At 64.4% G+C, this 13,551-nt stretch carries 13 protein-coding genes; 6 read left to right on the forward strand and 7 right to left on the reverse strand.

Annotated features, from left to right (window positions below; translation table 11 throughout):
• Positions 1 to 341 precede the first annotated feature (341 nt).
• The 4 genes from CHINAEXTREME_RS09260 to CHINAEXTREME_RS22190 all read right to left on the reverse strand — a co-directional run bounded on the left by CHINAEXTREME_RS09260 (position 342) and on the right by CHINAEXTREME_RS22190 (position 5,972).
• Entirely contained in the window at positions 342 to 827 is a 486-nt protein-coding gene (locus CHINAEXTREME_RS09260; protein ID WP_007143255.1) for a DUF302 domain-containing protein, read from the reverse strand.
• A gap of 100 nt (positions 828 to 927) precedes the next feature.
• Positions 928 to 1,842: a serine/threonine-protein kinase RIO2 gene (locus CHINAEXTREME_RS09265; RefSeq protein WP_007143256.1), complete on the reverse strand. Its 915-nt coding sequence runs from the start codon at positions 1,840 to 1,842 to the stop codon at positions 928 to 930.
• Between the two features lie 87 nt (positions 1,843 to 1,929).
• A complete protein-coding gene (locus CHINAEXTREME_RS09270; protein WP_029601543.1) occupies positions 1,930 to 3,156 on the reverse strand; it encodes a site-specific integrase in 1,227 nt (408 codons plus the stop codon).
• A gap of 1,703 nt (positions 3,157 to 4,859) precedes the next feature.
• A complete protein-coding gene (locus CHINAEXTREME_RS22190) occupies positions 4,860 to 5,972 on the reverse strand; it encodes a hypothetical protein (protein ID WP_238593383.1) in 1,113 nt (370 codons plus the stop codon).
• A gap of 369 nt (positions 5,973 to 6,341) precedes the next feature.
• Here CHINAEXTREME_RS22190 and CHINAEXTREME_RS09290 point away from each other — a divergent pair, with 369 nt between their 5' ends.
• Both CHINAEXTREME_RS09290 and CHINAEXTREME_RS09295 read left to right on the forward strand, forming a co-directional pair.
• A complete protein-coding gene (locus tag CHINAEXTREME_RS09290) occupies positions 6,342 to 7,190 on the forward strand; it encodes a lipoate--protein ligase family protein (RefSeq protein WP_029601544.1) in 849 nt (282 codons plus the stop codon).
• 231 nt (positions 7,191 to 7,421) lie between these two features.
• On the forward strand, positions 7,422 to 8,294 hold the full coding sequence (locus tag CHINAEXTREME_RS09295; RefSeq protein ID WP_007143262.1) for a deoxyribonuclease IV: 873 nt from the start codon (positions 7,422 to 7,424) through the stop codon (positions 8,292 to 8,294).
• Positions 8,295 to 8,309: 15 nt separating this feature from the next.
• Here CHINAEXTREME_RS09295 and CHINAEXTREME_RS09300 read toward each other — a convergent pair whose 3' ends face one another.
• Positions 8,310 to 9,050 (reverse strand): class I SAM-dependent methyltransferase, encoded by a 741-nt coding sequence (locus tag CHINAEXTREME_RS09300; protein ID WP_007143263.1) that lies wholly within the window; start codon positions 9,048 to 9,050, stop codon positions 8,310 to 8,312.
• A gap of 213 nt (positions 9,051 to 9,263) precedes the next feature.
• Here CHINAEXTREME_RS09300 and CHINAEXTREME_RS09305 point away from each other — a divergent pair, with 213 nt between their 5' ends.
• The gene (locus CHINAEXTREME_RS09305; RefSeq protein ID WP_007143264.1) at positions 9,264 to 10,064 is read left to right on the forward strand and encodes a class I SAM-dependent methyltransferase; all 801 of its coding nucleotides are present in this window, start codon (positions 9,264 to 9,266) and stop codon (positions 10,062 to 10,064) included.
• Here the strand turns inward: CHINAEXTREME_RS09305 and CHINAEXTREME_RS09310 are convergent.
• On the reverse strand, positions 10,061 to 10,330 hold the full coding sequence (locus tag CHINAEXTREME_RS09310; RefSeq protein WP_007143265.1) for a hypothetical protein: 270 nt from the start codon (positions 10,328 to 10,330) through the stop codon (positions 10,061 to 10,063). The two genes, CHINAEXTREME_RS09305 and CHINAEXTREME_RS09310, sit on opposite strands and share 4 nt — an antisense overlap.
• 151 nt (positions 10,331 to 10,481) lie before the next feature.
• On the opposite strand from CHINAEXTREME_RS09310, the gene CHINAEXTREME_RS09315 reads away from it, so the two are divergent.
• Both CHINAEXTREME_RS09315 and CHINAEXTREME_RS09320 read left to right on the forward strand, forming a co-directional pair.
• The gene (locus tag CHINAEXTREME_RS09315) at positions 10,482 to 11,579 is read left to right on the forward strand and encodes an ABC transporter ATP-binding protein (RefSeq protein WP_007143266.1); all 1,098 of its coding nucleotides are present in this window, start codon (positions 10,482 to 10,484) and stop codon (positions 11,577 to 11,579) included.
• Complete coding sequence (locus tag CHINAEXTREME_RS09320) at positions 11,572 to 12,360, forward strand: ABC transporter permease subunit (RefSeq protein ID WP_029601546.1); 789 nt, start codon at positions 11,572 to 11,574, stop codon at positions 12,358 to 12,360. The genes CHINAEXTREME_RS09315 and CHINAEXTREME_RS09320 overlap by 8 nt, the downstream gene beginning before the upstream one ends.
• On the opposite strand, the gene CHINAEXTREME_RS09325 is transcribed toward CHINAEXTREME_RS09320, so the two are convergent.
• Positions 12,357 to 13,007: a helix-turn-helix domain-containing protein gene (locus CHINAEXTREME_RS09325; protein WP_007143268.1), complete on the reverse strand. Its 651-nt coding sequence runs from the start codon at positions 13,005 to 13,007 to the stop codon at positions 12,357 to 12,359. The two genes, CHINAEXTREME_RS09320 and CHINAEXTREME_RS09325, sit on opposite strands and share 4 nt — an antisense overlap.
• A 123-nt stretch (positions 13,008 to 13,130) precedes the next feature.
• Here CHINAEXTREME_RS09325 and CHINAEXTREME_RS09330 point away from each other — a divergent pair, with 123 nt between their 5' ends.
• Complete coding sequence (locus CHINAEXTREME_RS09330) at positions 13,131 to 13,547, forward strand: DUF7344 domain-containing protein (protein ID WP_007143269.1); 417 nt, start codon at positions 13,131 to 13,133, stop codon at positions 13,545 to 13,547.
• Positions 13,548 to 13,551: the final 4 nt, after the last annotated feature.

Raw genomic sequence — 13,551 nt, forward strand, 5'->3', positions numbered from 1 at the left:
TTCGAACCGCCCTGACCCTGTCTCGCCCTCTCGAACGGCCGGGTGAGCACCCTCCCGGCTCGACCTGTTTCGGTTCCCTCCACTGGCCCGATACTCGAGTCTCGGTTCGAGCACATGACGTTCGTTCTCGATCCGGCGGTTCAGCCCGGATACGAAGCCGGAAGCCGCCGTTTCGGTCCCCCATCGGAGCAGACCCTGACCGCAAATTTCGTATAGCTATATATGATTTATCGTTTCGAATGGCGCTCCCCGAATACGGAACACTGCTGGAGAGTATCGCATGGGTTGGACGTCTCTCCACCGAAATCCCGCCGAGCGAGAGATCAGGTCCGAAAAACCGGTTAACAGTCGGCTGCCTGGTCCGCGTGGGCCTCGATATTGGCCCAGACCTCCTCCATGAGTTCGCCCGTCTTGGCGACGAGTTCGTCGACCTCGCCATCGGCGTCTGCGGGCGCACATCCGAGGTCACGGATCGCCTTCGTCGCCGAGACGTGATAGACGTGTACCCCGTCGTCGGCGTCGGTCTCGTAAACCGCGGTCGTACAGGGGAGCATGCCGGCCAGCGACTGATCGATCGCGATCGCGTCGCGGGCGATCTCCGGATGACACATCACGAGCAGGGCCGTCCGTTCGACCTCCTCGCCGAGCATTCCCTCGATCATCCGGTCGAGATGGGTCACCTGGACCGTCTCGAAATCGGCCAGTTCGTGTTCCAACTGGACGAACGGCACCGCGTCCTCGAAGTCCATCTCCAGCGTGGTGTGTAAGGCCTCCTCCGCGGTCGGTGCAGGCAGACGATTCGCCCCGGAATCCGTCGCGTCGCTCATGAGGTATCGTCCGCTCCGGGGATGCAAAAACGTGCGGGCGTCGGGGCCTCCCTCTCGAGTCGGCGTCCTGGCTCGATCGCGACGATCTGAACGGCGGTCGTTACGCGAACTCCGCGACGGTCTCGAACGTCCCCGAGGCGATCGCGTCGGCGACCTCGTCGCTCGAGAGATCCTCAGAAGCCGGCACTTCCCTGGGGTATTTCCTGCGGAAGTAGCCGATCGCGTTGCCGACGTCCCGGGCGAGGAATTCGTCGGCGTTCTCGTGGTCTGTCGGGACGGCCTGAGGCCAGTCGAAGACCGTCACGCCTGATTCGTCGACGAAGACGTTGTACTCGCTCATGTCCGCGTGAACGTAGCCACCCTCGTAGGCACGTGCGATCTCGGAAAGGAGCAGATCGAGGACGTCTACCACCTGCTCTGACTCGAGTTTCGTCCGCGAGAGCTCGACGCCGTCCATCTTCTCCATGACGATGGCGTGGCGGTTCTGGTCGATCGGCTGCGGGACCGAGACGTCTGGGTATAGCTCCTCTAGGATCTCGTACTCGCGCTCGGCGGCCTTCCGGGCGGTGTACATCCAGGAGACGTGTTCCTTGTCCGATGCGTAATCGCGTTCCTTGTGGACCTCTCGGAAGTTCGTATAGCCCTCGCGGTGATACTTCAGCGCCAGCGGTTTGTAGGAGCGAACCTCGTAGACGTCGCTCTCTTTGCCAACGCCCAGCGGCGAGCCGAACTCGCCGATCGTATCACGCTGGACCAGCGCTCGCAGCGCCAGGGCGTCGTACCCCTCGAACTGGAGGGTATAGCCCTCGTACTGGATCGTTTTCTTCTCGACGAGCCCGCGCTTGAGACAGCGCTCGAGCCGGTACTCGACCTCTTCGTCCGTCATGTCGGCGAATTTCGGGAGCTTCTCCCGCTGCACCCACTCGGAGAACCGCATCCCCTGTTCGACCCCCGAAAGGAGATAGAAGTCGGCTTCCTCGAGTTCGGGGAGAAGCTCGGCGACGTTCCGCACCATGACGCGGAGTAGCCGTCCGGTACGTAAAAACGTCGTGACCCGCGGGGGACCTCGAGCGGCCCTCCGAATTCGCTCTCGAGACGGCGATCAGCCCTCGAAAACCTCCGCCAGTTGCTCTCGCATGAACTCCCGGCGGTACTGGCGCCGTTCCTCCTCCGAGAGGTAGTTCTTCATGACGACCGAGGAGTCGGAACTGCCCTGTTCGGCGGCGATCACGTCCAGGTTTTCCCGGAGGTTCTTCATCGCCTGGTTGTAGGTAGTGTACCAGAACCGCCGCCCCATCTTCGAGGTCGGAAGGTCGCCCTGCACGCGGACGCCGGCGTCCTCGGCGAGTCGCTGGAACCGCGCCTGGACCGTCTCGCCCGTAATGTGGCCGCTCGCGGAGCGACTCGAGGGGAACAGGTATCCCGACCACCCGGAGTCTTCGTCGAGTTGCTCGATCCGGGCGGCTAGCTTCGACGTGCCGTAGATCAACGCGACCGTTCCCGGCCCGTTCTTTCGTTCGTCCCCGAACGCGATATGGGGGTCGTCGCCCTCGAGGACCAGTTGCGAGGTGTGTAACGCGGCGACCTCGTTTCGACGCAACCCCCAGGCACAGAGCGCGAGGACGACCAGTTCCTCGCTCTGGGAGTCGGCGGCGTCGTCCAGTCGACTTACCTGTCGGCCCGTGAGCGCGGCGTTGTCCGGCTCCTCGCGGGACCAGTTGTACTCCTCGTCGATTCGTTCGACGGGGTTGAACGCGGCTTTGGCCCGCCGCTCGAGGTGTTCGTAGAACTGGCCCACGTCGCTGAGATACCGGAGCTTCGAGGCGTCGGTCCCGAGTTCGTAGTTGAGTTCGTCGAAGACGACCAGTGCACGCCGGATCTCGTCGCTCTCGTTGGCCGGATCGGCGGCACGGTCGACGAGATTCGCCTCCTCGTGGACCTCCCGGTAGATCCGGGCGTAGGTCGCGAGCCGGGACTGTTTGGTCTGGACGGTCGAGGTAGCGAGTTGCCGCCGTCGCTCGAGCGTTTCCAGGTACGACTCGAGCTCGTCGATGGTGGACTCGTCTTCGATCCCCCACTGGTAGGACGCCGACGACTCGGGTTCCTCGTAGCCGACCGTTGCCAGGAAATCGGTCAGCGTCATGTCGTGGTGTTCCCGCAGGGCGTAGGCAATCCCGGAGTAACCGGCGTCGGCGACCTGCCGGTAGGAGGGCCGTTCCGTGAGGTCGACCCCGGAACGCTCGAGGTCGGGTTCGATCTTCTCGGCCCAGAACGACTGGAGTTCTTCTAGGGACATCCGTGACCAGCGGATCGTTTGGCCGCCGCTCATCGGTACCTCTCACCGACGGCCGTCTCGAGGAGTTTGCTGATCGGTGCTCGCTCTCTCGGCAGCGTGGCCCGATCCCCCATGGATCCGGGTCGCCGGACCGAAATTGGATGGCCGTTTTCACCGGTTCGACCCCAGGGGTCGTGTCCGTATTCGACGACTTCTGACGCCGGTTCTTCGACCCGGACTGATTCGTTGCTCGTCATCTCCTACCCTCTCGTAGCTATGACAGTCACGTAAAACTACTGCTTAATCGGTTGTCGTGTAGTGGACAAACGACTCAAGCAGCAGTTCTGAGAAAAAGGCAAAATACCTCTATTGGGGTCTGTAGGGCCCGATTTCTGGAATATTGGTGGTTGGTGATCCTGGGTCGAGTGACGGGTCGTCGGGATTTCCTTCGCCACTTGCAGTCAGTGGTGCCGGTCGTCACAGGCGGTCGAGAGCGTGAGCGGCAGGAGCACTCCAGCAGATATCCAATTTGCTGGGGGACGGAACGGTCGCCACCACCGACGTCGGCACCGGCACGCGGGTCACCCGAGGTCGGTCGGGAATCGCCTCGAGCAAGCGCGGTGTCCGCGATGCCCGGGTACGCGGGGACAATCGATGAGGTACCGACGGAAAGGGTGACTACAGTCGCCCCCTCGAACGGCAGAGGTCGGACGTGCTGGTGCGAACTGTGCTAACGCGTGGTATCGGCCGGTGGGCTTCGAGAAACGGCTCGAGATCGTTGCGGACCGATACCTCGGGGGGGTTCGGAGACGTCGAGGCCACTGGCGGATCGGCAACGGCTCGTTGCGAAAGCGTGCGTCGGTCGGTCTACGGAGAGGCCGTCAAGACCGGCCGGTCGACGGTGGAAGGCTGGGAATTGTCGCTTTCCGTCGGACGTCCGCCCGCGTCGTCGGAGTAATCAAAGCACGATTTCGTCTCGAGCGACTACTCGAACCGGTGGGGCCGTTCCATCGGTACGGCCGAACGGAAACGCGGTCGAGATGGACAGCTCGAAATTCCGTCCATCGTTGACGATCACGACGTCGTCGGAGCGGCCCAGGGGCTTTCGGTGCCCGTTCGTGGATCACAGGAGCCTCCTCGGCCGGATGAGGTTCGACCGCCCACCAGTAACTCGTCGGACACAAAGACGGAGTTCGTTTCGTCCCGAGTTCCGTTCGCACCGTTGCCCGACTCCGTATAGGGCGATTTCCGTTCCTGGAGTCGAGGACGGGGAGAGATCTCACCCTTGGTCGCCGTTACGGTGCCGCTCGAGGTCCGGACCGATGTTCGTCCCGATACGAGAGCGTCCCCTCCCGGGAAGTACCGTGGTACACGTCTGGTGGATGAGCCGGGAAACGGGTCCCGGGGTTGGGGGCTCCGTTTGCTTCGTGACGGGTCCGGCGCCGGCTTTCGACGGTCCTTCTCGGCCCCCGCTGTGGCTGTCGCTCTCTCTCTCTCTCTTGCTCTCTCGAGTGCTGTGTTTCGAGCGGCCGTCGGGAACTCGCCTCGACAGCCAGGAGACGAATAAACTAATTAGAGCTATATCTTTTCGTGCCCCCGTCGAAGACTAGTTTGACGAGGAAACTACCCGGAGAGTACTTCCGGGGCAGAATCACTCCGGTCCCGTATCAACCGACCGCGTGCGGGGACCGAGCACCGCATATGCAACCGTTGGCGTGTTCGGCGTGCGGACGACCGGGAAGCCACGAGGCCGTTCATTACGGCATGCATTCGTCCCACCGACACTCTTCGACGGGCATCGTCGACTCGAACACCGTCCGCGATCGTCCATCGGAAGCTTCCACGACCACTGCGACCTCATCCCCCGGGTACGCAGATCGAACGCTGACACTATTCGCATTCCCATCGTCCGTGATCGGGAATTCAACCTCGCCGTTCCCGTTGCCGGTCGCCCAAATCAACTTCTCTTCGCCGTTCACGAGCACACGAATCTCCTCGAACTCGTCGCTCGTCAGTGCGTAATTTCTGTACGTCACGTCTGCGTCGAGCCGGAGATGTAACCACGGATCGTTCGGATGCTCGGGCTTCCACGTCGCAGTGACCTCTAACCCCGTCTCGAACGGAATTGGGATACGATGGCTCTGCCCGAACGTCGTGTGCGAATTCTCACTGAAAATCGCTTGTCGCCGACCCGGACGATCCGGTACCGACGTGACGTGCAGAAATGAGAGTAACCCGAAATCAACGGTTTCAGTCGTAAACGATGCAGTTTCGTCGCCAGAAACCGCTACCAGCGTTGTATTGCCACGTTCCTCAGCTACCCATCGTAGGTCCCTCGTCATCGACTCCGTTTCCGTCCACGCCCACCACCACCGGTGATCGGATTCCGGCGGATTTCGGACCACCACCAACGCTTCGTCTTCATCCGTAGAAAGAACGTCTTCACGATCCCCGCTTGGAAACGGGTCGATCACCCAGTGGGTATCCTCGTACCGGCGAACGTGGGCTTTCTCGGTGGCTATCTCCTCTTTTACACGCTTGTCTTCTGGGACAGTATATTCACCTACGGATATCGGCGATTCGAGCCAGTTATCCGTATCGTAGATGTATTCGACCGTTTGACCACGCGAGACGTCTTTCCCGTTTCTGCGCTCTCCATCGACCAACAAGTACGCTTCGGGTTCACGTGTAGAGAATATGGGATCCACATCGGGCGGAGATGTTCCCTGGACATGCAGGCGGTCTGTGATAGACGACCAATGGAATCCGACGGTGTAATGGCGAGGACCATCGCTGGAAAGGGTGGTGCAGCCAGCCAGTCCAGCGCCGGCAGCGATACCGAGTCCGGCAAGCAGGGAACGACGCTTCATCGTACTCCTCGAGGTTCAGACTGATCGGACTTATTCCCCGCCATTGTTCTCAACGCTGACATCACGTGTAACGGAGTAAGGAGCCGCTCCAACCGGTTGCGAACTACACCTCCCGTACTGACCGATCGTGAACGTATCCGAACCCCTAGTCCTCAATTAAGAACCGTTATCGTTATGAGCTGATAAACTGTGCGAAAGGGAGTGAAACCCCTCGAGGACCGGGTCGTCGGATCGACCGGTCACACGACGAGTGAACACGGAGAATTCCCGAGGGTGGGAGTCCAGCCACCTTCGACCGCCTGCGGTCGGGAGTTACGAGGTCGGGATCCCATCGGAATCGATTTCCACGTTGCTCGCATGAGGTCGACCATGACGGAACTCGCCGACCGCGAGTGGCGATTGATCCGGGACGACCCCCGTGATGGGGCCACCCAGATGGCGCTCGAGGAGATCGCCGCCGAGCGCGCCCTCGAGGACGACGTCCGGACGGTCCGGGTCTACTCGTGGGAGCCGAGTACGCTCTCGCTCGGCTACCGCCAGGATGCCGCCTCGGTCGACTGGGAGTACTGCGATCGCGAGGGGATCGACGTCACCCGGCGACAGACCGGCGGCGGCGGCATCTACCACGATCGGTACGCCGACATCTCCTATACGATCGTCGCGCCCGCGGACGAGGTGCCCGGCGACCTGATGGACTGTTACGCCCTGTTTTGCGAACCGATCCTCGAGGCGTTCGACCGAATGGGCGTCGACGCGGACTTCGCGGGGGCCGAGCAGGCGTCGATCTACTACCCCTCGTGCTACCTGCGGGACATCAACCCGGCCCACGACGTCGTCGCCCCGGCGAGCGTAGAAGGCGAAGCGGGCAAGATCAGCGGCAACGCCCAGTACCGCCAGCGCGACGTCGTCATCCAGCACGGATCGTTGAGCTACGACCTCGAGCCCGAACGCCACGTCGGCGTCTTCGACCCCGAAGACGACCTCGAACCGGAGACGTTCGTCGACCGCGTCACGAGCATCAGCGAGCAGGCCGGGATCGACCGGGAGGAGGCGGTCGAGACCCTCGGGGACGCGCTGGCCGACTGGTGTGACGCCCACGAGGGCGAGTGGCGCGCGGACGAACTCGAGCGGGCCGACGACCTCGCGGAGCGCAAGTATGGAACCGACGCGTGGGTTCGTGACCGCGAGGTTCTCGAGGCGGCCGGCAGGGAACGGTAGCGCCCCCGAAGCCAGCGTTAGAGCGTCGACTCGCGAACGCCAATGCGCTCGAGAGCGGTCCGTCCGGTGACCGTACTCGCTGGTGTGTTTGTCATCCGCTCCCGCCACCCTGGACATACTCGGGCGAGTCGGCAGGCACGGCTCTACGGCAGATCTCGGTCCTGTACGGGGATCGGGGCCCCGTCCGCCGCCTTCGAAGTACCTTTCATCGCTCGGTACTGATACCGGGCCATGAACGTCGGAGCACACGTCTCGATCTCCGGGTCGCGCGTCTCTTCGGACGACGAAACGCCGCCGTACGACGATATCCGCAACGCGGTCCACCGCCAGCGGGCCTTCGGCGGCAACTGCGGACAGATCTTCACCACCTCGCCGCAGGTCTGGGCCCAGCCCGAGATCAGCGCCGAGGCCGCCGACGGGTTCCGCGAGGAGAGCGACGAACTGCTCGAGGGGCCGTGGGTAATCCACTCCTCGTATCTGGTCAATCTCTGTACGCCGAAGGAGGATCTACGCCGGAAATCGAAAGAGAGCATGCAGGCTGAACTCGACGCCGCGGACAAACTGGGGATTCCCTACGTCAACGTCCACCTCGGTGCCCACACCGGGGCTGGCGTCGAGGGCGGCCTGGACAACGCCGCGGGCGTCATCGACGACCTCGACGTGCCGGAGGGCGTCCAGATCCTCATCGAGTCCGACGCCGGCAGCGGCACGAAACTCGGCGGCGAGTTCGAACACCTCGCGGGGATCATCGACCGCACCGAGACCGATATCGGCATCTGCATCGACACGGCTCACACGCTCGTCGCGGGCAACGACCTGACGACGCCCGAAGCCGTCGACGAGACGGTCGGGCGGTTCGACGACGAGGTCGGGCTGGAGTACCTCGAGTACATCCACCTCAACGACTCGAAACACGACGTCGGCACGCACAAGGACGAACACGCCCACATCGGCGAGGGCTACATCGGCGAAGACGGCATGCAGGCGATCGTCAACCATCCCGATCTGCGGGACCTGCCGTTCGCGCTCGAGACGCCGACCGAGGACGGCCGCGGCTTCGCCTGGAACATCGAGAAGGTCAAAGAACTGCGCGACGACGTCTGATCGGCTCGGCGGACACTAGACCGGTCGAGCGCGAACACAGAGGGTATCGGGCCGGCTCATCGCCTGCTCGTACCGGTCCGGCTGGTGGGCTTCGTACTCCTCCTGCGGTCGAGCCTCCCGGAACTCGGAGACGGCGAACCCGCTTTCGGCGAGTGCGTTGACGACCTCCCCCACGGGACGGTAGTAGGATTCGATGCGGGCGTCGGTCGACCCCCACTCGACGACGTACCCCTCCGTTTCGTAGTAACTCTCGAGGTCCTCCCGGTGATTCAGGTAGCGCCGGAGCGGATGGACGGTGCTGAACACCAGTATTCCGTCGGGCCGCAGCACCCGTTCAAATTCCGAGAAGACCGGCCGCCACTCCTCGACGTGATCGAGGACGAGATTGCTGAAGACGAGGTCGACGCTCCCGTCGGCCGCGAACTCGAGTCGCTCCGTCAGGTCGCCCCGATGGAACGTCACCTCGTCTCCACAGCGTTCCCGGGCGGCCTCGAGGGCCTCGGTGCTCGCGTCGACCCCGACGACGGACGCGCCGCGTTCGGCGAACCACGCCGCGTAGTGGCCGACGCCACAGCCCGCGTCGAGGACCGTTCGACCGTCGACCTCCGGCAGCAGGGGTCGGACGGCGGGCCAGACGTAGTGTCGCTGGTAGTGGCTGTCCGCCCACGGACTCTCCCACCGCTCGAGGCCGTCGGCGTCGGCCGCGAGTTGTTCGTATCCCGCCTCCGTGATCCTGCCGTCCGCGTCGTCGGTCATTCCGAGCGAACTACATCGTCGCAAGGACGGATCGACTGATATAGTTTCTGCGTAGGGCCGGAGTTCCGGCTGTTCGCGGCGACACGTCGCGTTCGTGCTCGTGCTCGTTCTCGCACTCGCACTCGTGGTCGTGGTCGTGCTCGAGGGGCGCGACGACCGGCACGAAGGCGAAGAACCGACCCGTTTTTACTCGAGACCGTCCAACGACAGCGCGTGCGCGAGTTCTCGGAAGACTACCTCCGGCGGACCCGTCGGGGGATGTGGGACGACTCCCGCGAGGCCCTCGAGTCGCTCGACCTCGAGTCCCGCGACCGGATCCTCGACGTCGGCTGTGGCACCGGCGAGTTGAGCCGCGTGCTCGCGGCCGAATCGCCAGCCGACGCCGAGGTGATCGGCTGCGACGCCGATCCGGCCCTGCTCGAGGTCGCCGGCGAGCGGGTGGCCGTCGTGGCCGGCGACGCCTATCAGTTGCCGTTCCCCGACGACGCCTTCGACCTGGTGGTCTGCCAGGCGCTGTTGATCAACCTGCCCGAGCCCGCGGCGGCGATCACGGAGTTTTCGCGGGTCTCCTCGGACCTGGTCGCGGCCGTCGAACCCGACAACGCCGCCGTCTCGATCGACTCGAGCGTCGACGCCGAGGGCGCCCTCGAACGGCGGGCCCGTCGGGCCTACCTGGACGGCGTCGAGACCGACGTCACGCTCGGGGCCGACGCCCGCGAGGCCTTCGAGGCCGCCGGGCTCGAGGTCCTCGAGACCCGTCGCTACGACCACGTTCGCCGGGTTGAACCGCCATACGACGAGGGGGCGGTCGTCGCTGCGCGCCGGAAGGCGACGGGAGCCGGGTTGGCCGACGACCGGAAGACGATGCTCTCCGGGGGACTGACCGAACGCGAGTACGACCAACTCCGGAGCGAGTGGCGCCGGATGGGCCGAAACGTCGTCGCCCAGATGGAGGCCCGCGAGTACGAACGCGAGGAGACCGTTCCGTTCTTCGTCACCGTCGGACGCGTCTAATCCGCCGAGTCGCTTCGGTCGGGTCCACCGCCGTCGCCGTTATCGGTATCGTCGCCGTCACCATCCTCCGCGTCCTTCCCGAGCAGGGAGACGTAGATGCCGATCAGGCCGGCGGTGACGACGATCAGGCCCGTCACGAGATCCAGGGACCCGGCGAGCGCGAGCGCCGATCCGGTCATCACCAGCGCGACGTTCGCGAGCAGCGCGAGCCGGGGCGAACGGAGTCGCTCGAGGATGGCCGCGGTGGAAACCGTCAGCAGTGGCATACGGATACCCACCGACGGCGGGATCAAAGTTCTTCGTATCCCTCGCTATGTCCAACAGCGGAACGGGTCGTCTCCAGTCCCGAGGGACGGCGGGGCAACCTGGATCGAACCGGCCGCGCGTTCTATATGTACTCCGAACGAACAGTTCGATATGGCTGCGATCGAACTCGAAGGGGTTTCGAAGGACTACGGGGAGGTCCTCGCCGTCGACGATGTCAGCTTCGACGTCGAGGAGGGGGAAATCTTCGGCTACCTCGGGCCGAACGGTGCCGGCAAGACGACGACGATCCGCGCGCTGCTGGGCCTCATCTCACCGACCGCGGGGACGGCCCGGGTGCTCGGGCGCGAGGTAACCGACGAGCGCGCCCTGATCGAAGCCAAGCGACGGATCGGCTACCTGCCGGACAGTCCGGCGTTCGACGAATCGGTGACGGGAAGGGAAATCGTCGACCTCCACGCCCGGATCAAAGGCGACGAACGCAGCGAGGAACTCCTCGAGTTGTTCGAGCCGCCGCTCTCCCGGAAGATCCGGGACTACTCCCACGGGAACGTCAAGAAGCTCGGGCTGGTGACGGCGTTCATGCACGATCCCGACCTGGTGATTCTGGACGAACCGACGGGCGGGCTCGACCCGCTGATGAAACAGCGCTTCGCCGAATTCCTTCGGGACGAGAAAGCGCGGGGTGTGACGGTGTTTCTCTCCTCGCACATCCTGGGGGAGGTACGACGGCTCTGCGACCGGGTGGGGATCATCCGGAACGGCCGACTCGTCACCGTCGAGCCGGTCGAGGCCCTGCTCGACAGGAGCGGCAAGGTGGTACGGCTGCGGGCCGCGGAGCCGATCCCGCGGTCGGCCCTGGACCTCGAGGGGGTCTACGACCTCGAGACGAGCCTGTCGGGGGGCGGAGACGCCTCCAGTGGGCCACGGTCGGGGGCGGAACCGGGTCGAGCGGGCGACGGCCCCAGCGATTCAGGGGTCACCACCGAAGCGACCGTCGAGGGAGAGCGCCGGTCCGGGTCGGAGACGACGGCCGAGTCAGCGGCCGCGTTCACCGAGTGTACGTTCACCTTCACCGGTGACGTCAACGCCCTGCTCGAGCGCGTGCGCGAGTACCGGTTGCTCGACCTCACGATCGAGGAGGCGCCCCTCGAGGACGTGTTCCTGCGGTTCTACGGCGAGGGCGATGGTGACGGTGACGGAGACAGCGACGGCGACGGCGACGGTGACGGGGGTGGGACGGATGCTTGAACTGGCCCGGTTCGACGGCCGAAACCGCTTGCGGGGAAGCATCTACCTCTCGATCGCCATGGCGGCGCTCGCGGCGCTGATGGTCTGGGTGTTCCCGTCCTACAGCGACGCGTTCGGCGGCGACGAGCAGATCCTCGAGGCCATGCCGGAGGTGATGATCCGGATGTTCGACATCCAGACGTTCACCAGCCTCGAGGGGTTCCTGGTGTTCGAACTCTACGTCTTCGGCTGGATCATCCTGCTCGGCCTCTATCTCGCGTACCTCGGCGCGGGGACGATCGCCGACGACGTCGAGCGGGGTCGTATGGACATCGTCCTCTCGATGCCACTCTCGCGAGCCCGGGTCCTCCTCGAGCGATACACGGTGCTCGCGGTCCCGATCGTCGCGGTCAACGTCCTCACCCCGATCGTCGTCTACGTCGGCGGTCAGTTGATCGACGAACCGATCCCCGCGGTGGACGTGCTCGCGGTTCACCTGCTGTCGATCCCCTACCTGTTCGTCTGTGGCGCGATCGGGCTGGCGGCGTCGGTGGCCGCCGACCGGGTCGGGATCGCACAGCGGATCGCCATCGGTGCCACGTTCGGGCTGTTCCTGATCGAGTCGATGGTCGTCGACACCGACTACGAGCGATTCGGCGCGATCTCGCCGACCCGGTACTACGACCCCGGAGAGATCCTGCTCGAGGGGACCTACGATCTCGGAAACGTGGCGGTCCTGTTCGCGATGGGGCTCGTCCTCGTCCTCGCGAGTTACCTCTGGTTCAAACGGGCCGACATCTAGTCCCTGGACTCCGCGAGCAACGTGTTCTCGATCAACGTCGACACGCCGCGGCGAAACCGTTCCGAAGCCGCGTTCGACGAGATACCCACCCGTTCGCCGAGTTCCGCGAGCGTACACGACCGCGGAACGTCGAGATAGCCGGTTTCGACGGCCGCCTCGAGAAGTTCGCGCTGGCGCTCCGTCGTGCCGTACTGTGAGCGAGCGGCCCCCTCGCGTCGCTCGTACAGTCGCTCGAGTTCGACCTCGATGTCCCGTCGCGTACAGAAGGCTCGGAACTCCTCGAGCGCATCGTAATCCGGAAATGAAACGCGGAACTTCCAGCCGTCACGATCCGCCGTTACGTCCTCCAGCACGATCGCCCGATCGACGATGATCGGGTAGACGCTCGAGCGGTGTCCGGCCTCCGTCAGTTCGATCCGGTAGAGACGGCGCCGGTCGAGCGACGTCATTCGGGACGCCTCCGTGACGGTCCGATCGTTCTCGAGTCGTGTCTCGAGGGGTTCGAAATCGTCTGTCTCGAACCAGACGAGCATCTGGTGGATGCCCTCTTCCGTGAGGTCGGACTGGACCCACTCGAGTTCGGCCGGCGACTGTGACAGCGTCTCCTCCAGGATCGGATAGTCGATCACGAACGTGGCGAGCAACACGGTAACTCCCTGCCGGCAGTAGGGCCGGTCGGCCTACGCATCTTGTGGCCGCGGTCGCCGGGGATTATAAAGGCGTGAATATCGAGGCCGTCCTGCTATTTGTCCGACACCTAACTATTGAATATGGGGTATCCAAACGATACGGGTGGGGCGGACACGATCGGTCGACGACTGGACTTGCTCGCGGATCGCCGCCGACGGGAGCTCTGCCAGTACCTGTACACGACCGACCGATCGGAGTTTACCGCTTCGGAGCTGGCCGAGCAACTCTCGGGGAGCGAGGGGAGTGAGGGGAGTGAGGGGAGTGAGGGGAGTGAGGGGAAGCCCCGATCGGCCGGCGTCGCGACCCTCGAGCGGAACCTGCGACACGTTCACCTCCCGAAACTGGACGACGCCGGCGTCATCGAATACGATCCGACGGCGGGACGACTCGTCGCGAACGACCGCCGGGTCGGGGCGCTGTTCGACGTCCTCGAGACCGTGACCGAAGGCGTCGACGACGGGGCCGCCGACCCCGACACCGGCGCCGCGGCCGAGTAAAGCG

The organism is Halobiforma lacisalsi AJ5, from assembly GCF_000226975.2.
Taxonomy (GTDB): domain Archaea; phylum Halobacteriota; class Halobacteria; order Halobacteriales; family Natrialbaceae; genus Natronobacterium; species Natronobacterium lacisalsi.